This is a genomic window from Paraburkholderia sp., from assembly GCF_049581445.1.
In the GTDB taxonomy this organism is placed as follows: Bacteria; Pseudomonadota; Gammaproteobacteria; order Burkholderiales; family Burkholderiaceae; genus Paraburkholderia.
The window spans coordinates 1-23,928 of sequence record NZ_JBAURZ010000316.1; the positions used below are offsets into that span (position 1 = coordinate 1).

17 protein-coding genes are annotated in these 23,928 nt (G+C 61.1%); 5 read left to right on the top strand and 12 right to left on the bottom strand.

The window, feature by feature from the left end:
* The 8 genes from WCA85_RS26475 to WCA85_RS26510 form a co-directional block, all read right to left on the bottom strand.
* Positions 1-627 (bottom strand): GMC family oxidoreductase N-terminal domain-containing protein (locus WCA85_RS26475; protein WP_424067825.1); only part of this gene is annotated, 627 nt, incomplete at its 3' end.
* A gap of 52 nt (positions 628-679) precedes the next feature.
* Positions 680-2,176 (bottom strand): aldehyde dehydrogenase family protein, encoded by a 1,497-nt coding sequence (locus WCA85_RS26480; RefSeq protein WP_424067841.1) that lies wholly within the window; start codon positions 2,174-2,176, stop codon positions 680-682.
* A 20-nt stretch (positions 2,177-2,196) separates the two neighbouring features.
* Positions 2,197-3,432 carry an NAD(P)/FAD-dependent oxidoreductase gene (locus WCA85_RS26485; protein ID WP_424067826.1) on the bottom strand — a complete coding sequence of 412 codons (1,236 nt, stop codon included), beginning with the start codon at positions 3,430-3,432 and terminating at the stop codon, positions 2,197-2,199.
* Positions 3,433-3,485: 53 nt separating this feature from the next.
* Positions 3,486-3,680 (bottom strand): ferredoxin, encoded by a 195-nt coding sequence (locus tag WCA85_RS26490; RefSeq protein WP_424067827.1) that lies wholly within the window; start codon positions 3,678-3,680, stop codon positions 3,486-3,488.
* 53 nt (positions 3,681-3,733) lie between these two features.
* Positions 3,734-4,948 carry a cytochrome P450 gene (locus WCA85_RS26495; RefSeq protein WP_424067828.1) on the bottom strand — a complete coding sequence of 405 codons (1,215 nt, stop codon included), beginning with the start codon at positions 4,946-4,948 and terminating at the stop codon, positions 3,734-3,736.
* A gap of 12 nt (positions 4,949-4,960) precedes the next feature.
* Positions 4,961-6,223: a CaiB/BaiF CoA transferase family protein gene (locus tag WCA85_RS26500; protein ID WP_424067829.1), complete on the bottom strand. Its 1,263-nt coding sequence runs from the start codon at positions 6,221-6,223 to the stop codon at positions 4,961-4,963.
* A complete protein-coding gene (locus tag WCA85_RS26505) occupies positions 6,220-7,422 on the bottom strand; it encodes a CaiB/BaiF CoA transferase family protein (RefSeq protein WP_424067830.1) in 1,203 nt (400 codons plus the stop codon). The genes WCA85_RS26500 and WCA85_RS26505 overlap by 4 nt, the downstream gene beginning before the upstream one ends.
* A gap of 211 nt (positions 7,423-7,633) precedes the next feature.
* On the bottom strand, positions 7,634-7,882 hold the full coding sequence (locus tag WCA85_RS26510) for a hypothetical protein (RefSeq protein WP_424067831.1): 249 nt from the start codon (positions 7,880-7,882) through the stop codon (positions 7,634-7,636).
* Positions 7,883-8,155: 273 nt separating this feature from the next.
* Between WCA85_RS26510 and WCA85_RS26515 the strand changes: the two genes are divergently transcribed.
* The 3 genes from WCA85_RS26515 to WCA85_RS26525 all read left to right on the top strand — a co-directional run bounded on the left by WCA85_RS26515 (position 8,156) and on the right by WCA85_RS26525 (position 11,127).
* Complete coding sequence (locus tag WCA85_RS26515) at positions 8,156-8,806, top strand: TetR/AcrR family transcriptional regulator (RefSeq protein WP_424067832.1); 651 nt, start codon at positions 8,156-8,158, stop codon at positions 8,804-8,806.
* A 695-nt stretch (positions 8,807-9,501) separates the two neighbouring features.
* Complete coding sequence (locus tag WCA85_RS26520) at positions 9,502-9,729, top strand: hypothetical protein (protein ID WP_424067833.1); 228 nt, start codon at positions 9,502-9,504, stop codon at positions 9,727-9,729.
* A gap of 1,092 nt (positions 9,730-10,821) precedes the next feature.
* Positions 10,822-11,127 (top strand): DUF4148 domain-containing protein, encoded by a 306-nt coding sequence (locus WCA85_RS26525; RefSeq protein ID WP_424067834.1) that lies wholly within the window; start codon positions 10,822-10,824, stop codon positions 11,125-11,127.
* A 1,391-nt stretch (positions 11,128-12,518) separates the two neighbouring features.
* Here WCA85_RS26525 and WCA85_RS26530 read toward each other — a convergent pair.
* Together WCA85_RS26530 and WCA85_RS26535 are read right to left on the bottom strand one after the other, a co-directional pair.
* Entirely contained in the window at positions 12,519-13,514 is a 996-nt protein-coding gene (locus tag WCA85_RS26530; RefSeq protein ID WP_424067835.1) for a 2-hydroxyacid dehydrogenase, read from the bottom strand.
* Positions 13,515-13,581: 67 nt separating this feature from the next.
* On the bottom strand, positions 13,582-15,174 hold the full coding sequence (locus WCA85_RS26535; RefSeq protein ID WP_424067836.1) for an aspartate:alanine exchanger family transporter: 1,593 nt from the start codon (positions 15,172-15,174) through the stop codon (positions 13,582-13,584).
* A gap of 567 nt (positions 15,175-15,741) precedes the next feature.
* Between WCA85_RS26535 and ptsP the strand changes: the two genes are divergently transcribed.
* Positions 15,742-18,285, top strand: coding sequence for a phosphoenolpyruvate--protein phosphotransferase (gene ptsP, locus WCA85_RS26540; protein ID WP_424067837.1), 2,544 nt, complete (start codon positions 15,742-15,744; stop codon positions 18,283-18,285).
* A gap of 22 nt (positions 18,286-18,307) precedes the next feature.
* On the top strand, positions 18,308-20,092 hold the full coding sequence (gene ptsG / locus WCA85_RS26545) for a PTS glucose transporter subunit IIBC (protein ID WP_424067838.1): 1,785 nt from the start codon (positions 18,308-18,310) through the stop codon (positions 20,090-20,092).
* A gap of 99 nt (positions 20,093-20,191) precedes the next feature.
* On the opposite strand, the gene WCA85_RS26550 is transcribed toward ptsG, so the two are convergent.
* Together WCA85_RS26550 and WCA85_RS26555 are read right to left on the bottom strand one after the other, a co-directional pair.
* Positions 20,192-22,594 (bottom strand): mechanosensitive ion channel family protein, encoded by a 2,403-nt coding sequence (locus tag WCA85_RS26550; protein WP_424067839.1) that lies wholly within the window; start codon positions 22,592-22,594, stop codon positions 20,192-20,194.
* Positions 22,595-22,780: 186 nt separating this feature from the next.
* Positions 22,781-23,716: a DUF2950 domain-containing protein gene (locus tag WCA85_RS26555; protein WP_424067840.1), complete on the bottom strand. Its 936-nt coding sequence runs from the start codon at positions 23,714-23,716 to the stop codon at positions 22,781-22,783.
* Positions 23,717-23,928: the final 212 nt, after the last annotated feature.

A 23,928-nucleotide genomic window follows, 5' to 3' on the forward strand; every position in this document is an offset into this window, starting at 1 on the left:
CATCGACGCCGAGACACGCTTCTCGTCCAGATTCGAAATGGCGATCGGAAAGTAGCCGTCCTTGAATTCGCCGTTCTGATCGGGCAGATAGTCATACCCCATCTCCCTGAGCGCGGCCGCGACTGCGGTGGCGTGCTTCGGCCAGGCATCGGCGAAGATCCGGCGCACCGGAATGCGGCCGGACTGGCCGTGCAGCGGTCCGTCAAAATCGACGTCGCGTTCGACCTTTCTGAAGTACGGCAGTACCTCTTCCCAGCTCCAACCCTTAGCGCCGCGGGCCACCCAGTCGTCGTAGTCGCGCGGCGCGCCGCGATTGAAGAACTGCCCGTTGATCGACGAGCCGCCGCCGAGAATCCGCGCCTGCTCGTATTTGCGCAGCTTGCGCGGCGGGTCAAGGCTTCGGTCCGCACTAAGCGTCGTGACGTGCAGATCTGGCCACAGATACTCAGGATTCAGATAAGCCGTTCCCGGATAGCTATCCAGGATGGCTTCCGGGAGGTTTTCATTGGGCAGATCCTTGCCTGCCTCGCAGAGCAACACGCGTTTGCCCGGATGCGCCGACAGACGGTTTGCCAGCACCGACCCGGCCGAGCCGCCGCCCACAATGATGTAGTCGAAAGTTGTCATCGCAATGGTGGTTGGTTGGTCAACGGACGTGTCCCCTGTGGTGCCGGCGCCATCAGTCCAGATTGATCGCTATGCTCTTCACCGACGTATACAGATCGAACACTTCGCGCCCACGCTCCCGGCCCCATCCCGACTGTTTGTAGCCGCCGAACGGCAATGCGGGCTCATTGACCATATGCGCATTGACGGAGACCGAGCCGGCCTTGATGCGGCGCGCGAGCTTATGTGCAAGACCTAGCTTCTGAGTCCAGATTGCAGCGAACAGGCCGAATTCAGTTTTGTTCGCTTCTGCTGCGATGCGGTCAAGGTCGTCGTCGTCGAACGGCATCGCGCACACCACGGGTCCGAATATCTCCTCTCGGTAGATCGACATATCGGGCGTCGTGTCGACGAACACCGTCGGTGCAACGAAATAACCCCCTGCGTCGAACGCACGCTGCTCGCCAAAGCGGCGCGCGCCTTCCTCTTCGCCCTGGCGAATGTAGCCATCCACGCGTTGCTTCTGCTGACGGGAGATGAGCGGACCGACCTGGCTCGACGGATCGAGGCCGTGGCCGACCTTCAGCTTGTTGCCGTGCTCGATCACTCCTTCGATCACGCGCTCAAAAACCGACTTGTGAACGAAGAGTCGCGATCCGGCCGAACACACCTGTCCACTATTGAAGAAGATCGCGTTGGCTGCGCCGGGTGTCGCAAGCTCCAGGTTGGCGTCGGGAAAGACGAAGACAGGCGACTTGCCGCCGAGCTCAAGTGAAACCTTCTTCAGATTGCCGAGCGCGGCCTGAATCACCCGCTTGCCCGTTTCTGTCGAGCCCGTGAAAGCAACCTTATCGACGTCCGGGTGCGCCGCGAGCGCCGCCCCAGCAGTCGCACCAAAACCCGTCACGATATTGACGACACCGTCCGGAAAGCCGGCCTCCTGGATGATCTGGCCGAGCCGCAAGGCGTTCAACGGCGTCTGTTCGGCGGGTTTCAACACAACCGTGCAACCTACCGTCAAGGCCGGAGCGATCTTCCAGATCGCCATCGACAGCGGAAAATTCCACGGGATAATCTGGCCAACCACACCTACGGCCTCCCGCGTCGTGTATGCGTGCCACTCGCCGGGCACCGACAGGTTGACCGACTCGCCATTGAGCTTGGTCGCCCAGCCGGCCATATAGCGGACCATTTCCGCGGTGCCCGCAATGCCGCGGCGTGCCACCGCAAGCGGTTTACCATTGTCGACAGCTTCGATTTCCGCCAGTTCGTCGCCGTGACGCTCGATCAGATCGGCAAGCCGGAGCAACAGGCGGGTACGATCCGCCGGCTTCATGCGCGCCCAGTCCCCCGCTTCGAAAGCGCGCCGTGCGGCTTGCACCGCCAGATCGATATCCGCCGCCTCGCCTTCGGGCACGCTCGCCACCACTTCGCCAGTGCCCGGATCGAAGACGTCGAAGGTTTTCCCCGACAAAGCCTCGACCCAGCGACCACCGATCAGCATCCGGTGCTCGGCGCGAATGAACTGCGCGCTTTGCGCACCGAGGTTTTCGTAAATCGACGATGACATCTGCAACACCCCCTGGTTGTTCATGCAACGGGTTCAAGCAACGAACGCAGATCGATCTGCACATCGGCGACGTGTGCAGGTGTGATTGGCGCGTTGGCTGCAAGCAGGCGCCTCGCCGCCATGTGATCGCCGGGACGATTGACCGACTCCACCGCGACGAGGTGTCCGTTCGCGAAACCGTAGGCGGAAAATTTCAGTGCTGACTGGTCGCCGCGCAAGACGATCTGGTCGGCGCGACTCATGCCGAGCCCCGCGATCTGCAGTTTGATGCCGCCCTGATCGCTCCAGAACCATGGCACGGCTTCGAAGGTGTGGGTCTGCCCTGTGAGCCGTTGCGCGAGGTAGCGCGCCTGATCGACCGCGTTCTGCACCGATTCGATCCGGCAGTGGCCGAAGGCGAAGCGCGATGGAAACGACGCGCAGTCGCCCAGCGCTGAGATGAATGGGTCGCTCGTGGCAAGCGTCGCGTCGACCACGATCCCGTTAGCCGTCTCGAGTCCCGCCGCCTCAGCCAACTCCACGTTCGGCAGTACGCCGATACTGACGACGACCAGATCGGCGTGGTGCTCTTGATCATGGGTGGTCTTGACGCCGGCGACGCGCTTGCCTTCCGACGTGATCGACTGCACGCCGGCATTGAACGTGAAGGTGGTGCCGAGCGACTCATGATGCACGCGGAATGCATCGGCGACGGGCGCACTGACCGCACGGCTCATCAGGTTCGGCCCCGCCTCGATCACATGGACTGGCACGCCCCTAGCCGCAGCGACCGCGGCGAATTCGAGCCCGAGAAACCCCGCTCCAACGATGACGGCACGGCTCGCGTGCTGCAACGCCTCACGCAGCGCACGCGCATCGTGCAGCGTCCTGAGCGTGAGCAAGCCCTTGAGTCCGGTTTCCGCACCGCGCAGCACACGGTTGCGTGCGCCGGTCGCGAACACGAGGTGTCCATAGCCGAGGCGCCGGCCATCGCCCGTGACGATCTGTCGATGCTCACGGTCGATGCTTAGCACGCGAACGCCCAGCATAAGTTCTATTGAACTGTCCTTGTAAAACGCCTCATGCTGAAACGTCAGATGTTCCGCTTCGCACTGCCCGCTTTGAAACGCCTTGGACAGCGGCGGGCGCTGATAAGGCAAATCCGGCTCATCGCCGATGAGCACAACCCGCTCCGTATAACCTGCGTCGCGAAGCGACGCCGCCAGTTGATACCCGGCCTGACCGGCGCCGATGATCACAATTCCTGCGTCCATCATCTGATGACCTTTTAGAACAAAGAGCAACGCCAGCACGACGCCTGCCCGACGCGTTATTCGTCGTACGTGATTACCAAAGCGGGACATAGGCGTGCGGCTTCGCGCACCGCAGCATGTAGCTCAGGCGGCGGGCTTTCCTGAAGCAGGATGACGAGTCCGTCGTCTTCGTTCTGACTGAAGACCTGCGGCGCCGCGACTACACACAGCCCGGCACCGATGCACTTCGTTGCGTCTACCTTGATTTTCATGACTGTCTCCTGTCCACCTGTCTTGCACCCGCGCGAAATGCAGGCGCCTTTGCTCACCACAACACCGGCAACGCGTCCACGCCATAGACGAAGGCGTCGTATCGAAACTTGATTTCCTCGAGCGGAACTGCAAGTCGCAAGTTCGGCAGCCGTTGGAACAGAGAAGTAAACACGATCTGAAGCTCGGCACGCGCAAGCGGTTGCCCGAGGCACTGATGCACGCCGTAGCTGAACGCTACGTGATGCAGAGCGTCGCGACGGATATCGAACGCGTCGGGGTTGGGAAAGGCCTGTGGATCGCGGTTGGCAGCCGTGATCATCGCGAGCACGCCTTCGCCTTTTCTGATCAGCGTACCGCCCACCGTCACATCTTCGAGCGCGACACGAGGCCCGTTGTAATGCACGATCGTATGAAAGCGAAGCATCTCCTCGACCGTATTGCGCACAAGCGAAGGATCGGCAACCAGCGCATCCTTCTGCTCGGGATTTAGCAGAAGCGACAGCGTGCCTAGCGCGATCATGTTCGCGGTGGTCTCGTGGCCGCCCATCAATAGCAGTTCGATCGTCGCGAGTGCTTCTTCGCGCGTCATGTGACCGGGCACAACCTGACTCGTTACGAGCCGGCTGATCAGATCGCTGCGGTTGCCTGGATGTTGCATCTTTTCCGTGATCAGGCGGTCCAGATACTCGCGCATTTCGGCGCCGGCACGCACCGGCACTTCCGGGTCGGCGGTCAGGTCGAGCTTGGCCTTGCTGCGCTCCTGGAAGAAATCGCGGTCCTCATAAGGCACGCCGAGGATGCGCGAGATGACTGTCGTAGGTACGGCGAGCGCGAAGTCTTCGAACAGGTCGGCAGGCGCCCCCTTCTCGACCAGCTCGTCGAGTAATGTATCGACCGTCTGCTGCAACTCGGGCCGCATAGCCTCGATGTGATGCACCATGAACTCTTTTGTCAGCATCCGGCGATAACGCGTGTGCTCAGGCGGGTCCATGCGGATGATCGTCGCCGGACTCTCGCTTTTCAACAGCGCGGCTCGGGCCGGCGCAATAAACGGGTACCCCGGTGTCGACGGCGACGTGGAGAAACGGTTGTCGCCGAGAATCGCCCGCACATCGTCATAACGCGTGGCGATCCACGCTTGCGATCCGTCAGGCATCGACACTTTGGATAGTCCGGGCTGCTGACGGATTTCGCTATATTCCGGCGGCGGCGCAAACGGGCAACGGCGCATCGGAAATGCTGGCGCGGACGCGTTGTGTTCTTCCATTGGGAGCCTCTTTCAATAGATGATTTTTTCGGTCCGCATGCGCTCGATCGAGCCGTCATCCAGACCGAGCCGCTCACGGAGCACCCGATCGGTATGCTCACCAAGCAGCGGCGGCGCCTTCGGGGTAGCCAATGAGCTCTCTTTCCATTTGAGCGGTGAATTCACGAGATTGATGCGGCCGGCTGTCGGATGGTCGATTTCGCACACCATCTCGCGCGCCTTCGATTCGTCCGACGTCAACGCTTCAAGCACGTTCTGCACGAGCCCCGCAGGTACGCCCGCTGCACGGAAAAGCGGTAGCCATTCGAGCTTCGAACGCGTGCGAAGCCGCGCGCTCATGATTTCATCCAGCTCGTCGCGGTTCGCCCGCCGCGCATCGTTGTCGACGAAACGCGGATCCGCAGCTACTTCGGGTAGACCCAGTACGTCGGTGCAGAAACGTGCAAATTGCGCGTCGCTGCCGACATGAAACATCAGCGGACCGTCGGCAGTGTGATATAGGCCTTGCGGAATGATGTCGGCATGACTGTTACCGAAGCGGCCAGGTGGCTTCTTGAGGAGCAGCGCGTTCGCCGCCACCGACGCGTGATTCGCGAGCGTACAGTCAAACAGCGCGATATCGATTGCTTCGCCGTAGCCATTGCGCAAGCGACGCACCAAGGCCGCGAGAATCGCCTGGGTTGCGTACATGCCGGCTGTGATGTCACAGATCGGCACACCCGCTTTCGACGCCTCACCATCGGGCTCGCCTGTGATCGACATCAGGCCGCTTTCTGCCTGAATCACCGAGTCGTACCCGGGCCGTGCAGCGCCCGGTCCCGTGCGGCCGTACCCGCTGACCGAGCAGTAGATCAACTTCGGGTTTTCGGCTTTCAGATCTTCATAGCCGAGCCCGTACCGTTCAAGCGTACCTAGCAGATAGTTCTCGACCAGGATGTCGCTTTCACGGGCGAGCGCCTTGATCAGATTTGCGCCTTCGGGCTTCGAGAAGTCGATTGCGATCGACTGCTTGCTACGGTTGATCGCGAGATAGTAGGTTCGTTCGCCCCCCTGGATCGCCGTACCCCAATGACGTGTCTGGTCGCCGCCGTTCGGATGCTCGACCTTGACGACTTCAGCACCGAGGTCAGCGAGCATCATTGCGCAGAACGGCGCCGCGAGCACCCGCGAGAGATCGAGGACACGCACGCCTTGTAACGGAGGTGCGTGGCGGCCCAGTTCGGGAAGCGCGCCGGCCGATGGCGTGGACAGTGCTTCGCTCATCATGGCTGTCATCGCGCGGCTCCAAGCGGAGCGGCCGATTCGCTCTGCGGTTGCGTGCCGTCCACGCGAGCGAGGCCGAACTCACGCAAGACTTCGTCCGTATGCTGACCGATCGTTGGAGGCGGACGCCGGATCGAAGTCGGCGTGTCCGAGAGCCGGATCGGATTTGCAACGACCTTGAATTTGCCGGCCGTCGGATGATCAAGTTCAACGACCAGATCCTCCTGCACACGCGGATCTTCAAACACCTCCTCAAAATTCAGAACTGGCGAGAACATCGCCTGCGCAGCCAGCAGCTTCTCGTTCCAGTGCGCGAGCGTCTGCTTTGAAAATGCAGCGGACAGCCCCGCGTCAACGACGTCACGGTGCGCAAGGCGGCCCTCCTTGGTCTTTAAGCGCTCGTCAGAGAGCAATTCGTCAGCGCCCACTGCCGTGGCGAGCACGCGCCAGAATTTGTCGGTGTGCGCGATCACCATGATGTGGCGACCGTCCGACGTCGGATAGGTGTTGTAAGGCACGATCTGCCAGTGCGCGTTGCCGATACGCCCCGGTGTTTCGCCCGTCGCAAAGTAATACGCGTCGCGCGGAATCATGCTAAAGATGGTTGCGTCGAGCATCGAGAGGTCGATGCGTTGACCGCGCCCCGTCTTGTTCCGTGCCTCGATCGCGGCGAACACGCCGATCGTCGACAGCAGCGGCGTAATCAGGTCAGAGTAAGGCATGCCGGTTTTCATCGGGCCCGTGCGTTCATCGCCGGTCAATTGCATGATTCCGGACATCGCCTGTACGACCGGATCCATGCCCGGGCGTACGCTGTCGGCGCCCGTGCGCCCAAATGCCGAGGTCGAACAGTAAATGAGTCGCGGGTTCCCCGCTGCGAGCCGTTCATAGCTAATGCCGAGCTTTTCGGCAACGCCCGGACGAAAGTTTTCGACCACGATGTCCACCTTGGCAGCCATCTGCTGAGCGAGTTGCTGCCCTTCCCTGGTTGTCAGGTCGATCACCACACTGCGCTTGTTGCGATTCAGCGTGAGGAAATAGACCGCGTCGTCACCGAGAAAAGTCTCGCCCGTCAGCCTCATGGTGTCGCCCGCAGGCGGCTCGACCTTGATCACGTCGGCACCGAAATCGGCGAGCAACATCGTGCCGAACGGACCATTCATCATCTGCGTAAAATCGAGGACCTTCAGGCCCTCAAGTGCGCTACTCATCACCGCTCCTCCTGGATTTGCGTACCTTGTCCCGTCATACCAGCCAGGTTCTTCCAGATAAACCTTTGCAATTTCATTGGATGAACCTTTGCACCAATACTGCTACTTCACGGTCGTGCTGTCAAGAATGAGTGTGGATTGCTCGACGTGACATGTGGCGGCATGTGACTAGTCGTGTCGACCTTGCAGATATGCCGGCAGCTGGCGCCATTTAGTTCTTGAACAGACAAGCGGCCATGGCTGGACGACTCTTCTGCGGCGGAAATACACACCACGACCCGTCGCTGTGACGGAAGAAGAGAACGGAGAGCACGCCTGCCGGACGGCACACTTCAACCCGAACGCAGCCTTTCAATCGGTCGCCCTCTTGCGAAAGACGGACCACTCGGGCTGGCGTCGCGGGGGTCGGCGCGAGCCATTTGTCGACGACCCGATGCAATGACCTCGTGCTGCTGTTCATTTCGAACTCCCTGAGCGAAACGACACACTGACCGCCGACGAGGACGTGTAGCCCATTATCATCGCCGATTATTTGGTCCGTTGACCAAATACTAGTGGTCGACTGACCAATAATCAAGCTAGCGCCCGTAAGCACTTTCCCCTATAAATATGAGTAAATTACTGAAAAAAACGGCTCATTTCAGGTACCCCACTGCAGCGTCAATCTGCCTATAATTTGTCAACTGACTTAGATTTGGATCTCTCAAAGCCATACACACGGAACGCCCATCCAATGAAACATCTGACGATTGCACTAAACGACGTCGAGGAAAAAAACGCGAGAAGCCCGTTACGCGGCAAGCGGGAAACGCGTGTGCCTGAGATCCTCGAGGCCGCCATTCGCGTCTTTGCCGCCGAGGGAAATTCGGGATTCACGCAGCGCAGGGTCGCGGCGGCGGCCGACGTTCGCCTTGCGACCTTGCAACACTATTTCGGAACCAAGGATTCGCTGCTCCAGGCAACCATCGAAGAGATGGCAAAGCGGTACCTGAATCGCTTTCGGCAAATAGCAGCAGATTCGTCCCGCACTCCCGAGGCTCGTCTCGAAGCACTGCTGAGAGAAACGTTCAACGCGTTGACACGTCCTGATAACGTCATGAGCCCGTTCGCGCTCGAATGCTGGTGCCTCGCGGAGCATCATCCGGAAGTGCGGGAGCGCATGGTCGAAGTCAGCGGAGAGTTTCAGGCGCTGTTCAGCGAACTGGTCACGTTGATGAACCCATCACTGGGCATTGAAGAGTGCAGGATCCGCGGCGCCCTTATTTATTCTCATTGGCAGGGCCTCATTGTTTTCCTGCGACGCGCGGGCCATAACGCGCCGGACCCCGTTGCGTTTCGCAGGGCCACGCAAGTCGTGTGGAGTGCGCTGAGCACGACCGCTTAGCTTCCGCACGTGCAATTTCATCCCAATGTTGTGATGCGGATGTGAAGCAACACCATTGCGGGCTTTGGGTGAAATGTGACACGGGCACATCGGGCGCCACTACTGAATATCCGCACAGTATGTTTGATACTGCGCTCAAGACAGCATATGGAGCCGGTGCGTAGGATTTAGCGTAGGTTTTGCAACAGCAAACTGTCAGGAAAGGGGCTGACGTTGTTCTGCGAGCATTTAAGCATTTCCTTCATCATCCCGCGAGAGGCTTGTTACACAGGGGCATTTCTTCATCAAACGCCCTTCAGACAAGGGCTTTTTGCATCCACAATCTGCGCCGCAAGAGGCGCCTACGGTCGTCCGCACGTTGCTAAACTCGGGACAATAGCGTGGCTATTCTCCATCACTCGCAAAAAACTAACGCAGATCATGCGATTTGATGCCAAGGCCGCGAAACAGCTCAAACCGGATACCAACATGAGCTTCGAGCCGTCCCCGGGCTTCATCTGGAAGCGACCACATCGCGGCGCAGTTGGACCTGTCGATTCAAGTCGCCCATCGACGGCCGGATGCGTCGGCAGAAGCTGGGAGAGTGGCCAGTAATGTCCTACGCTGCCGCAATAGCCGAGCGGTAACAAATCCGGGCGCGCCGGGAGGCCGGCGAAGACCCCGTTTTCACGCGGAAGGCAGCAAACGAGCCCGTGATGGTTTCGACGCCGGAATCGTACACGGTGCAAAAACTGTGTGAGGATTTCCTCACGGGCCACATTGAACGGCGCCGCGACTCACTCGGCGCCGCGCAGTCCCGTCGGCGCATCGTGACAAAGATCGCAGATGTAACCCAGCCGCGCCGCATCGGATTTGATGGTGACGCATGGACAGTTGGCCTGTTGCGCCTTCTGGTCAAACGGCAGTTCGCCGTTGATGTATGACGACTGTCGGACGTCACGCCACGTTGGGAGCGCAAGCGCTGGCGTGGTTGCGGGGCGCCTTGACGCAGGAGCCGAGTGATTGCGGGTTTAAATTCGGGCTGTGGCGAAACCGTGATGTGCAGGCTCTGATCAAGCGTCAGTTCGGCGAATACCATTCGAACGGCTACGTTCGGGATATTGTCGGGAAACCTGGTATCTCGCACCGGATGCGCCCCGCAAAGCAACGTTCGGAAAAGAAGTGATGCGCTGTTAACTGCGAAGTACTGACGTGGATCGCTACGGCGCTCGAACACCCCCCAAGCGCACAAGACCTGGAAGGCGAGCGGTGGACTAACGCGAAATTGCGCGCCGCCCTCCTGGCGCGATTTGGCCTGCAGTATTCGCGAGGCTAGGTCTGGGAGATCGCGACAGATCTGGGTTTTGTCGCATCTTCTCCATAAACGGCGCACGCGCTCGGCCCTGAGTCTGAGTCCAGCGCAGAGGTATGAAAGGTCACATCACCTCATTTGAAGGGAGAAGGCTGCAGGGCAAAGTAAGCGAAACTTAGATCGCCGTGTGTAGTGAACGAGATTGCGTGGACCTGGCTGCGCTATCAGCCCGACAGCGCGCTGACGCAGCGTTTCACGCAGCGCACGCAGTGACGGTACGTGTGAGCGGCCGCTCCTGGGCCGGTGACTGCCTCGCGCAGTCCGATTAACGAGGCATGAAGCGTCACAGCGGCCTATCTTTGAGCCAGTCGCTTTCGTCGGCACCGTCGTGACCGCGAAAACCCCGGCTTCTGAACTCGCGGCGCCTTTCAAGGCGATTGACATGACGTAATAGTGATTGATGCGCACACGGCTGCCAGCACAGCATCCTGGGGGCGAGGACATGACCTTTTCCGTGGTGAATCGTGGTGTAGCGACTGCAGACACCGACCAGAGACGCGCTCACTCGACGGGCTTCCACGCATGCCACTTCGAACCCTGCCTGCTGCAACCTTTACGTCAGGTGTTGCGTCAGTGTGCCGTCGAATCCAACTGCATTCGCATGAGCCGCCATGCGCTGATATCATTGTTCGTACTGCGTTGCCTCACTGAAAGGGGACGTGACATGAAGCGCTCGCCGAAGTTCTGGCCGATGATTTCCGCGTTGACGATCTCGCTCGCTGGCATAGCCGCAGGAGGAATGGCGGAAGGCGCGACGCATCTGAGCGCAACGCAATGCCGCGATCTTGCTGCTATCAAGAACCACGCGCCCGTAACACGAGAGCGCAACCAGAGTGAACTGGCCGCGCTGAGGAAGGCCGGATACGACCCATCAAGGTTCGATCCGCACTATCCGAAAAATCTACAGGCGGCTCAGCATCAGGTCGATCGTTGGTATCAGGCGGAATGCCCGCAGGCGCTGCACCATTGAGGCGCACAGCCGAGTCGACTCGCCGCACTGTTTCCGGTTGACCTGTGGCGATCACCGACGTAAGAGACGCTGACACGGAGGTGTGAGAACGTCTCTCGCCCCGTTGCCGACATTCGTGCCGCGGCAACGAAAGTGATTTCCTCACGGGCCACATTGAACAGCACCGCGATTCGCTCGGCGCCGCGCAACACGGCGATTCTGCGTTCGGAGCTGGGCGCAGCCCGAGGCATCAGAGCAACCACGAGGGGATTGACGATCACTTTGCACTGCCAACGGCGAGGTGGAACGGTTTGGACGTACGCGGTCGCGAATCAGTTGCACGGCAGATGTTCGGGTCTATCGCGTTCGGGGACTTCGGCCAATGAATGAGCAGAAGTCCCTTTAATTCATGGGGGGAGCCTGTCGTCTATCACACGCTGCGCGGCGCTCAATCCTGTCGTCAAGGCGTCGTCCACCGTCCCGAAGACGCAGTTTCCTTCTGTGACGAGCCGAATCGGTACGCCTACTGGTCTTTTTGGGTCCGCTGTGCAGATACTCACCACTGCGATGTACCCCACCGGGGGCCCATATGTGAATTTGCTCGACACAGCCCGCACAGACTCAAGCTTCACGGTGACCTCAAAGCCTTTATACGAGGAGATTCTTTCCATTGATTCTCACCGGTTGGGACATGGACACCGAGCCATTTGAATACCCGCTGGGAAACGGTGCACAAAAATTGTGTCTGCGACACATAGCGCGTCGCGGCAAGCTGAGGACGACGCGGCATACGTGAATATTAGCAATGGCGGCAGCGACACGCTGCCCGAATCTGCGATCAGCCGAAACTTACTAGCCTTGTTCCTTTCGGCTGGCCGGGTGACAGGCCCGTCGTTGATTGTGGCGCCGGTTGACGACGAGCGTTCGCCCAGGTCGGAGAGTGGATTGAAGCGGTTAGTCGGGCGCATCCCCACTGATGCGTTTGTCCAGCGCCGCGTTGGTGAGGGCGGCCGTGGAGCCCGTTGAGGGAATGTGGGCCTTCGTCCCTGGGGACTCGGGGCTTAGCTGCAGGACCAAGGGCCCTCCGCTCGCGCTGAGAGTGGCAGCTGGCGCAATCGCCGCCGGTGGGGCCGGCGCTAGCGAAGCGCTGACAAGAAATCCAGCCGACGTGAAGAAAATCGCAAACAAGAACACAAACATGGAGTTTGCCTCGCAGGTGCTAGTGGCCGGTGCCGGCGAGCGGACCGGCGACCCTTTCTCCACTTATATGCTATATAAAAACGGAGTAGAAACAAGGCATCATTTCACCCCCCCACAGCCGCTCCGACGTTACTGGAAGCGGCGGTCTAGCGATAATCCCGCGTTATTAACCGGGTGCTCCACATGCCTCGTCGGTCTACTGCCTGCTACGTTCAGCTCGCACGGATTTCGTTTGAAAGCGCGTTGCCCGTCTCGAAGTCCGTGACGCTTTGCAAGGTCGTCTCGCAGATGGTCGTCACCGCTTCGCGTGTGAGAAACGCCTGGTGACCCGTCACGATCACGTTCGGGAACGTCACGAGCCGCTGGAGCACATCGTCGGTGACAATGGTGCCAGAGAGGTCGCGGAAGAACACGTCCGCCTCCTGTTCATACACGTCGATCGCGAGGCCGCCCAGTTGCCCGCTCCTCAACGCGTCGATGACCGCTTCCGTGTCGATAAGGCCGCCGCGGCTCGTGTTGATCAGGAGCGCACCTGGCTTCGCGCGAGAGAGCGTGTCGGCGTCGATGATGTGGTAGGTCTGCGGTGTGAGCGGACAGTGCAGCGAAATAATGTCCGCGCTCTCACCGATCTCCTTCGGCCGCGCATAGCGAGCACCCAGCACCTCGAATTCCGGCGACGGGAACTTGTCGTAGCCGATCACATTGCAGCCGAACCCGAGCATGATCTTCGTGAACACGCGCCCGATCTTGCCCGTGCCGATCACGGCCACCGTCTTGCCACACAGGTCGAAGCCCATCAGGCCGTCGAGCGAGAAGTTGAAGTCGCGCGTGCGGTTGCCCGCGCGCTGGATTTTGCGGTTGATCGCCATCATCAGGGCGACCGCATGCTCGGCGACCGAGTTCGGCGAGTAGTCCACCACCCGCACCACCTTGATCCCGAGGTCCTGCGCCGCTTTCAGGTCGACATTATTGAAACCAGTACAGCGCAGCGCGACGAGCTTCGCGCCGCCCCGCAGGAGTGCCTGCAGCACACCGGCATCAGCCCGATCGTTGACGAAGACGCACACAGCACCGTAACCCGCTGCGAGGCCGACCGTTTCAATGTCGAGCGGCACGTCGAAGTAGTGGAGCCGATGGTGGTGCGTCGTGTTCGCGGCGTTGAGAAATTCGCGGTCGTAAGGCTTCGCACTGAAGACGGCTATTTCCATCGTGGGCCTCCGTGGCAGGTTCGGGTTCAGGAGTTCGCAGGGGAATCGCGAAAACCGCGCCCTCGTGCTATCCGCTGGCAAGCGCCGCGGCGATCTGCACGAACAGGATCTTCACGATGGTCATCGACGGGAAAATCATTGCGTAGCCAACGTCCGGGCGGTCGGTCGGCGCGACACGATTGGCAAAGGCAAGAATCGCGGGATTGCCAGTTGCGCCACAAAGGACGCCCACCGTCACGTCGAAAGGCAGCCTGAAGATCCACAGGCAGGATGCCGCTGTGACGATGACGAGTGCAAGCAGGATCGCCACCCCATAGAGCAGGAAGGTCGCGCCCGTTACGCCGATGGTCGCGAAGAACTTCGGCCCAGAGGCGATGCCTACCTGCGCAAGGAAAATGGTCAGGCCAAAGTTGCGTAGCACGAGGTTGGCAGAAAGCGGCATCGTCCAGACGAACGGTCCAAAGCGCCGCACCCGGCCTAGCACGAGTGCCACCAGCAGGAGCGCCGCGAGGCCTAGCGCGAGCTTGCCGATACCCGGAATCGTTAGCGGAATCGCACCCGCCAGGAGGCCAAGCGCCGCGCCGGCACCAATTGAAATGAAGCTGAGTTCCGCAGTGCCTTTGATAGAGTCGCCGAAGAGCGCGCGGACCGATTTGGTATGGTCGCGGTTGACCAGCACGCCGACACGGTCGCCGAATTCGAGGATGAGGTCCGGATTCGGCATCAGGTCGGCATCGCCCCGGCGCACATGCGCAATCGTGCAGACAACGCCCTCCGGAAAATGGATATCGCGCAGCATGCTCCCGACCACGAGCCGGCTCGATGCGAACACGCGTGCATAGTCCAGGTCTTCCCGGTGGCTGGTCATGCGGCCCGGCTGCAACTCGCCGAAAAGCGTCGTGGCTTCGCGCAGCACGGCTGGGTCGGTGGAGGTGGCGAGCAGGACGTCGTCGGCGCGCAGGATGAGGTCATCGGTGGGCGGACGGTTCCGATGCTCGCGGCGCACTGCTGCGATCGCCAGCCCGTTAGGCATGCGCGCCACCGCCTCCGCGAGCTTCAGCCCGATGAACGTCGGGTTCCGCAGCGCGATCTCGGCGGTTTCAATGAGCTTGGGCGGCGGGCGCACGATGTTTGGTTTGAGCAGCGCGCCAAGTGCATACAGAAAAAGTATCGGCCCGGCCACGCCGAACGGATACGCGACGCTGTAGCCCACCGTCGGCCCGTCGCTCTTCACGGCGGCCATCGCGGCCTGCAGGCTCGCCGTGCTGGTGCCCGCGCCCGCGAACATGCCAAGCGATTCGTCGAGCTTCACGCCGAAGAGCGGCACGAGCGCGAGCGCGACGAGCCCCGAGACAATCACTCCGAGCGCGGCAGCAGCATTGGCCTTGAGACCGTCAACACTCGTCAGGCCCTTGAAGAACTGGTCGCCGTACTGAATGCCGATGCCGTAGAGGAAGAGCAGGAGCCCAAGCGTACCGAGCAGCGCGGGCGGGGCAGATTTTGGCGCGAAGCCGCCTATTGCCAGCCCGACAAACAGCACCGCGCCCGAGCCGAGCGACACTCCTTTTATGCTGATCTCGCCAACCACATATCCCAGGGCGACGGTGAGAAACAACGTAAAGAGTGGCTGGCCTTCGAGCAATGTCCTGACTGTATCCATGGCGGTTCATTTTCATGCGAAGGAGCAAGGATGCAGCAGCGAATAACCCGCCATCGGGGCGCAATCTCCCTCGCCCGCTCGACGCTCGCCTGGTGATGCCGGCTGCGATCGAAGGCTTCTCGATTGTAGGAAAGTGCCGCGCGATGGCGGCGTCTACAATTTAGGTCCAAACGCACTCAAAGACAATGCGACTATGGGCGTATGTCGTGAACGCTGTGGCCGCTGTAGCATGCCTGTAAAAGTGCCGCAACCATTGGCCCCGATGAATCGCACCGGCTTCGGCGCTTCTGACGAGGCGCATCACGCGCCCGGAGTCTTCGCAATCCGTCACGTAGCGTAATTCGAGCGTGCTGGTGCCCACTTTTCAACAATTGAATTAGTTGCATACAGCCATCCATTGGAGAGTGATCCCGATTGAATCGGCACAAACTGCTCCGACCGCGCTTCGATCCATATCGCGCTGACTCTCAATACAAACGCTGCCAGTTTAATTAGGGGAGCGAATCACAAGATCGTTACCTATGATCTAGACAGTCTGCCGAGGGTCAAACAAAAGGAGTCGCGCACATGAACGCTCCTCAGCGTCCAGTCCGCATCGATCTGATGGCGCCACTTTCGGGCGTCATGGTGCCGCTTGAAACCGTGCCCGATCCGGTCTTCGCCCAGAAGATGGTCGGCGACGGTGTGTCGATCGACCCGACCTCAAATGAACTGCTCTCCCCGCTGCCCGGGAAGGTCACGCAACTGCACAGCGCGGGCCACGCCGTGACGATCACGGGCGATAGCGGGCTCGAAGTGCTGCTGCACATCGGGATCGACACCGTATTAATGCGCGGCGAAGGGTTTAACCCGCTGGTCAAGGAAGGCGACACCGTCGCAACGGGCCAGCCATTGATCCGATTTGATACTGCCGCCGTCGGCGTCAAGGCAGCGAGCCTGCTGACCCAGATGGTGGTCGCCAATGGCGATCTCGTGACGCACTATGTGCCCGCGAAAGGTCTCGTCATCGCGGGCGAGGACACTGCGCTGTCCGTCGAACTCGTCAACGGTGCGCTCAAGGACGCGAACGCTGGCGCGGGAGGTGCAATCGTCTCCGACGAAGTCGCCCTGCCGAACCCGGTCGGTCTGCACGCACGGCCCGCTGCGGTATTCGCCGCCGAAGCCAAAAAGTACAAGTCCGACATCCGTCTGCTGCGCGGCAGCGACAGCGCAAACGCCAAGTCGGTCGTTGCCCTCATGGTCCTCGCGACGAAGTTCGGTGACAACGTGCGCGTCGAGGCTACCGGTCCCGACGCGGGAGAAGCCGTTGGCGTGCTCGCGCGCCTGCTCGCCGAAGGTTCGGGCGAGAAGGCCGCCGACGCGCCCGCCCCCGCACAAGCTGGTGTTGCACCCGCCAGCGAGCCCGCTGTCACCAAACGCGCGCAGCCTGCCGACGCCAACGAATTCACCGGCGTATCGGCGTCGCCCGGAATCGCGGTGGGCAAGATCGTACAGTTCCGTCAGGAAGTCATCGATGTCGCGGAAGCGGGCGAATCGCCACCGCGCGAACGAGCACGGCTCGAAGCGGCCCGGCACGAAGCACGTCAACACATCGAGGTGCTCAAGGCGAAGCTCACTGATCCGTCTAAAGCACAGATCCTCGACGCGCACCTCGAACTGCTCGAGGATCCCGATCTCCATGATATGGCGATTGGCGCCATCAGCGAGGGCAAAAGCGCGGCCTTCGGGTGGCGCGGCGCTTTCGAGCAGCAGGCGAACACGCTGGAGAAACTCGACAACCCGCTGCTGCGCGAGCGCGCGGGCGACATTCGGGACGTCGGCCGGCGCGTGCTGGCGCTGCTAGCGGGCGTGAAACAGGCGCAGATTAAAGTGCCCGCCGACTCGATCCTGATCGCCGAGGAACTCTCGCCGTCCGACACCGCTTCGCTCGATCGCGGCAAGGTGCTCGGATTCTGCACGACGACAGGCGGAGCCACGAGCCACGTCGCCATTCTCGCGCGCTCGCTCGGCATCCCCGCCATTTGCGGCATCGACGAGGATGCGCTGCAACTTGCCAACGACACGCTCGTCGTGCTGGATGGCACGCACGGCAGCTTGCGGCGTAATCCGGGCGCCGAAGAACTCGAGAAGGCGCGCGAACGTATCGAGCGCCAGGCGGCCAGGCGCGAAGAAGAAAAACGCTCCGCGAACAAGCTCGCCGCAACCGCTGACGGTCATCGCGTCGAAGTCGTCGCGAACATCCGCAATGCGCAGGAAGCGCGTGACGCGGTGGCAGCCGGGGCCGAAGGCGTGGGTCTGCTGCGTTCCGAGTTCCTGTTCGACAACCGCGACACCGCGCCATCCGAGGACGAACAGGCCGCCGAGTATTGTGCCGTGGCAGAGGCGCTCGGGCGCGAGCGTCCGCTCGTGGTGCGTACGCTCGACGTCGGCGGCGACAAGCCACTCTCGTATATTCCACTGCCAAAGGAAGACAACCCGTTCCTCGGGCTGCGCGGCGTTCGTGTGAGCCTTGACCGCCCCGACCTCTTCCGCACGCAGCTGCGCGCGATCCTGCGCGCCGCTGCGATCGGCAATCTGCACGTGATGTTTCCGATGGTTGCCGCGCTCGAGGAAGTGCGCGAGGCAAAGCGAATCCTTTTCGAAGAAGCCGGCGATCGCGCAAGCGCCATCAAGGTAGGCGTGATGATCGAAGTGCCGTCTGCCGCGCTGATCGCCGAGTCGCTCGCTCGCGAAGTCGATTTCTTCTCGATCGGCACGAACGATCTGACGCAATACACGCTCGCGATGGACCGCGGGCATCCAAAGCTCGCCAAACAGGCTGACGCGCTCCACCCTGCGGTGTTGCGCCTGATTGGCATGACGGTGGAGGGCGCGCACAAACACGGCAAATGGGTCGGCATCTGTGGAGGGATCGCCTCGGATGCGATGGCCGTGCCTGTTCTCGTGGGTCTCGGCGTCGACGAGCTTTCGGTCAGCGTGCCCGCGGTCGGTTCGATCAAGGCGCTGCTTGCGCGGCTGACGATGGACACAGCGCGCCAGCTCGCCACCGACGTGCTGCAACTCGGTACCGCTGCCGAGGTCCGCGCCCGCCTCGCCCCGTTCGCCGAATAAGCGGATCAACAGGAGACCGGCCATGTTCAAACATGCCTTCGGAGTGCTACAGAAAGTCGGTAAGTCGTTAATGCTGCCGGTCGCCGTACTTCCCGTGGCCGGCCTGTTACTGGGCCTCGGCTCGACCGATTTCCACGGCTACGTGCCGGCCATCGTGCTCGCGCTAATGAAGAATGCGGGCGACGTGATCTTCGGTAATCTCCCGCTGATCTTCGCTATCGGCGTTGCGCTGGGCTTCACCGAGAACGACGGCGTCTCGGGCATTGCCGCCACGATCGGCTATCTGGTCATGACGGCGACCCTGGGTGTGATCGCCAAGGTGGAAGGCGTCGAACCCGACATGATCATGGGCATTCCATCGATCCAGACCGGCGTGTTCGGCGGCATCCTGGCGGGTGGCCTCGCGGCCTGGATGTTCAACCGCTACTACCGGATCGCACTGCCACCCTATCTCGGCTTCTTCGGCGGCAAGCGCTTCGTGCCCATCGTGACTGCGATCGGCGCAATCGTGCTGGGCGCGATCCTATCCCTTGTGTGGCCGCCGATCGGTGCCGCGATCAAGGCCTTTTCGCAGTGGGCGGCGGTTTCCGATCCGCGCACCGCGGCGACGGTCTACGGCTTCGTGGAGCGCCTGTTGATCCCGTTCGGCCTGCATCACATCTGGAATGTGCCGTTCTTCTTCGAGGCAGGCAGCTACATGGACCCGACCACCGGCAAGGTGGTCCACGGCGACATCACCCGGTTCTTCGCGGGCGACCCCACGGCCGGCATCCTGTCGGGTGCATTCCTGTTCAAGATGTTCGGCCTTCCGGCCGCGGCGATCGCGATCTGGCACTGCGCCAAGCCCGAGAAGAAGGTCGCCGTTGGCGGCATGATGGTTTCAGCCGCGCTGACCTCGTTTCTCACCGGCATCACAGAGCCGATCGAGTTCGCCTTCCTGTTCGTCGCGCCGGTTCTTTACCTGATCCACGCGTGTCTCGCGGCGTCGGCGCAGTTCGTGGCCAACACCTTGCACATGCGCATGGGTTTTACATTTTCGCAGGGCGGCATCGATTTCCTGATGTTCAATCTGATCGGCAACAAGGCGAGCCATGCGTGGTACGTCTTCATCCTCGGACCGATCTACGCGGTGATTTACTACTGCGTGTTCCGCTTTGTGATCACCCGATTCAACCTCAAGACGCCCGGTCGCGAGGACGACAGTGCTGAGGCGACCACAGTCAGTACAACCGGCGCCGGCGGACGCTCGCGCGAGCTTGTGCTTGCCTTCGGCGGTCGTTCGAATATCACGAGCCTGGACGCCTGCATCACGCGTCTACGCATTTCGGTGAATGACCCGGCACTCGTCGACGACCGCAAGCTCAAGGCGCTCGGCGCCGCGGGCGTCATGCACATCGGCAACGGCGTGCAGGCGATCTTCGGCACGCAGTCGGAGAACATGAAGACCGACATGCAGCAATACCTGAAGACGGCTGGCAGCGAAGCGGATCTCCCCACGGGCGGAGCGCCTGTAGTCGAAGCCGCGGCACCGGTAGCGGTTGCAGCAGCCACGGCAACCGCTCCAGGCACGACGCAGCAAACGGAACGGGCGGAAAAAATTCGCGCAGCGCTCGGAGGTGCATCCAACATCAGGAAGCTCGAACCGCTTGCTGCCACGCGCCTGCGCATTGTGCTCGCCGATGCCTCCGGGCTCGACGCCGTTGCACTGCGAGCGGCCGGTGTTCCCGCGACGCAATTTCTCGCCAATGGCGAAGTCGATCTGATCGTCGGTCTGGATGCAGAAAAGCTTGCAGGCGCAATGCGATAAGGTATGCCTTGTCGCTGGCGCCGCTATCGGGTGGGTGGGCCGGACGTGGTGGTGCAGCAGCAGTCGATTTTCCTACTTCGAATTTCTCTCAAACCCAGCTCACTTAACGACCTTATCGCTGCCTGGGGAGCCTGCCGGTGACCTGGATACGGTCTGGTCAACCGGCAGCTCAGTCACGGTTGGCTCCTTAAGCACGTGGCGTTCCGGTGCCGCAGCCATATCCGGCCCACTTCGGGTCGCACTGCCTGCGTCCGCTGCCTGTCGACTTTCGCCGTGGGCGACATCGTCGGTTTGCGGCCACAGGTTGCGCTCCCTCGACGACGTATGAAGTTGCATTTGAGGCTGGGGGATCTCGATGCCCGCCTCGTCCATCTTGAGCTTGAGCCGGGCGTTAAAAGCGCGCGCGACGCTCCAGTGCTGTAACGGCCGGGTCTTGATCTGCCCTTTTATCACCATCCAGTTGGCGTCAAATCGCTCAAGCCCCCATACTTCGACCGGCCCGAGTATCTCGTTGCGAAAACGCGAATCCTCGATCAGTTCGCTACCCACTTCCACAATCATGCGCGTGACTTCATTCATGTCGGCAGAGAACGGCACGCGCACTTCGAATACCGCATTGGCAAAGTCACGCGACAGGTTCTTCACGACCTTGATCTGCGAAAACGGGATGGTGTGTACCGCGCCTTGCCCGTCGCGTAACCGGACAGTGCGGATCGTGAGGTCCATCACGGTGCCGGCATGGCCGCCGTCGACTTCGATCCAGTCGCCAACCGATATGGTCTCCTCGACAATGATGAAGAGCCCCGTGATCAGATCCATGACCAGCGACTTCGCACCGAAGCCGACTGCAAGCCCGATAATGCCGGCACCCGCAAGCAGGGGTGTCAGATTGATACCCAGACTGGCTGCGGCAATGATCGCTGCCACGCTCGCAACCGTCACAAAAATTGCGTTTCGCACGAGCGGCAATATCGTGCGGGCGCGCACACCAGGACTCAGGGTCTTGCTGCTGCCAGGGCCAAGTGCTTCGAGAATGACGGTATCGATGAGAATCCATATGAACCAGGCGCCGAAGACCGTCCCGATGACTGCGATGAGCGTATGCCTGAATTCGGATATCTTCGCACTGTGCTTGATCAGCCGCGCAATCGGGCCACTCCACAGTTCCAGTTCAAAGCGGATGTAGCCGACCCACATCATGAGAACGAGCAGCGTGCTCGCGAAGCGCAAGAGTCGCATCAAGTGCGGTGCGCGGCGGTGTGCACGGGTGTCCGTTCGGCGTGTCAGGTGCAGAACCAACGCCGAGACAAACAGCGTGAGCACGAGTGAGAGCGCACTGAGAACCGACGGCTGCAGCACGTCCCCTTCCCCACCACGTCCATCGATCATCGCGACAACAGACGCGATCGCGATCAGTAGTATCGGGATGTGCCAGAGCGATGCGAGGATATCTAGTGCTTCCGTAGCAAACTTGTGATCGCGCCTGCTCACATAAGGGCGATTCCGAATCAGATGCTTGATCGGCCGCCGGTACGCGAGTGCGAAATATCCACTTAGGATGGCCGCCGCCATATTGGCGAAAGTCGACACAAATCCGGCGAGGTTCACACCTAACAGATGCGCGACATCAGAGTTGGCCGTCGCGTCGCCGAGCGCACCACATGCGCCTATCGCGAAGAGCGGCCAGAGTGTTCTTGCGAGCAATTGCTGTACAGCGACGCGCCGGTGTGCCGTGCTGAACACCGAGAACACGATCATGCAAAGCGCCGAGAAGATCGAGCCCGCTACGATCGAATAGGCAATCACAAGCCCCATCGTGCGGCCGAGCGCATCAGGCATGGCTCGCACAAACAGCAGTACGGCGACGAATGCGACAGTCCACGGTCCCGTCTGGCGCAAAGCGAAGCTCAACAGATTGATCGATGTCGGATTCGCCGCCAGCGCAACCTCCCAGCCATAGCGCGCAAAGACGCGTCGCTGAATATAGATCAGGAGGGCCGCGCAGGCCCCCCATCCCGCGAGTGACGCGGTCATTCCAAACAGAAGCTGGCCGAGCGTCTCGCCCGCGCCCCCCGTGAGAATGGTTCGCAGTTCATCAGCTGCCGCGCTGGAACGCGTCGTCCAGAAATGAAATAGTGTTCGGCCTTCGTTCAAATTCGTCTCGACCGACGCAATGCCCGACGCGATCGTGCCGAGCAGATCGCCATTGGTCTGCGCAGGTGCTGCTGGTGCGGCATTCTGTGCGGCATCCCGCAGCCCCTTCAACTGGGTGACAAGCGCGTTGCGTTGTGTATCGTTGTCGAGCGTGGTGATCAGATTGTTCAGCAAACGGGCCAGTTCGGCCTGACTGGCAGGCGCAGGGGCAGACGCAGTCAGCGGCGCCGAAGCTGACGGTGCCGATGCTCCCGTCGCGCTGTTGAGAATGCCTTGCAACCCGAGGGCCAAAGGCGCGGCAGCTGCTGGGATCGACGATGCCATCAGCAGGACGACAATGCTAACCATGACCAGCCATGGGCAAGCGCACCGGATAGCGCGACCCGTGCCAACGTACACCGTCGGCCCATGCGAGCCAGCCGCTAAAAGAGCAAGACTCTTCGGTCTGGCGATGACCGGGGCATGGCTGGATTCACGCCGGATGAATGCGTTCTTCATATCCGCGCGATGGCCGAACGCACTACTCGGCGCTGGTCATTTTAAATCGCTATCCTTATCGCTCACCTTGTTCCAGCCTGGGCCTGGGTCAAACGACTTCATTGCCTCCGCTTTAGCTGCGCTTTGCGGGCCGAGGTCACGCTCATAAACCTGCCCCTCATAACTGACCATGAACGTCTTGATCCCCGTTTCACCGTACTGGACGGGCCACGCGATGACCGCAAATCCGCCAAACAGCTTGCCGCGAACGACGTAATCGAAGGCGCCACCCGGGGCATGCGGCCCCTGTGACTCGAGCAGCCTGTAGTGATACCCAAAATAGCCTGCATTCTGGGCATTGCGGGCGCTCGCATCGACGAACGCCTCGCCGAGCGGACTCGGTGGGTCGTCGGGTCCCGTCGGCCAGTACAGACCGTCGTGCTTGCCTGGCGAGCTCACTATTTTTGATGCGTACGCAAGCACCCCTTCGCCGTCGTGATTGGTCGATGCATATTCGCGCTGTGCATCGTAGATTGCGAGCATGGTCTGAATCACGGCCAGCTCGTCGCGGCCGATGCGTCGCGCCCGCATCACCTCGGCGCCGGCGCGCGTGTCAAAGTGCCATCCCTCTCCACTTTCAACGAGTGGAATCGGGAAGGTCCAGCCGTCGTCGCCCACGGCGATTTCCGCGTGTTGTGCATCGATCGTCTCAATCGTATGGGACTTGGCCCATTGCGTGAGAAATGCGTCCCGCACCTGCGCGCCAACGGGCGGAATCAGCTCGCGGAAGTCCTTGCCAAAGATCGTGCGCATTTCGTCCTCACGGTCTTTCACGACTGCATCACCGAAGGCATTCATTGCTGCCTCCGGAGAAGTGAAGTTCTTTTGCGCATGAGCCGCAGGCACGATTGCCAAAGCGAGGATCGCTCCGGTCAAGACGTTAGCGAAAATGCCAGTCAGCCACTTCTGGAAAACACCCAAATGGAGATTCATGGTTCTGCTCCTTATCGTCGACCGCGGCCGCCGCCACCGCCGCGCATGCCGCCTCCGCCGCCGGAAGGTCGGTTAAAGCCTGAGCCCTGGAGGCTCGATCTACCCCGGTCGTAGTTGCGCTGCGTGGCACCGCCCGACCCTACGCCCGAGAATGCGCCATCGCGCCCGCCGCTGGAACTGCCGCGATTGCCGGCGCCGGCGCGGTTCAGGTC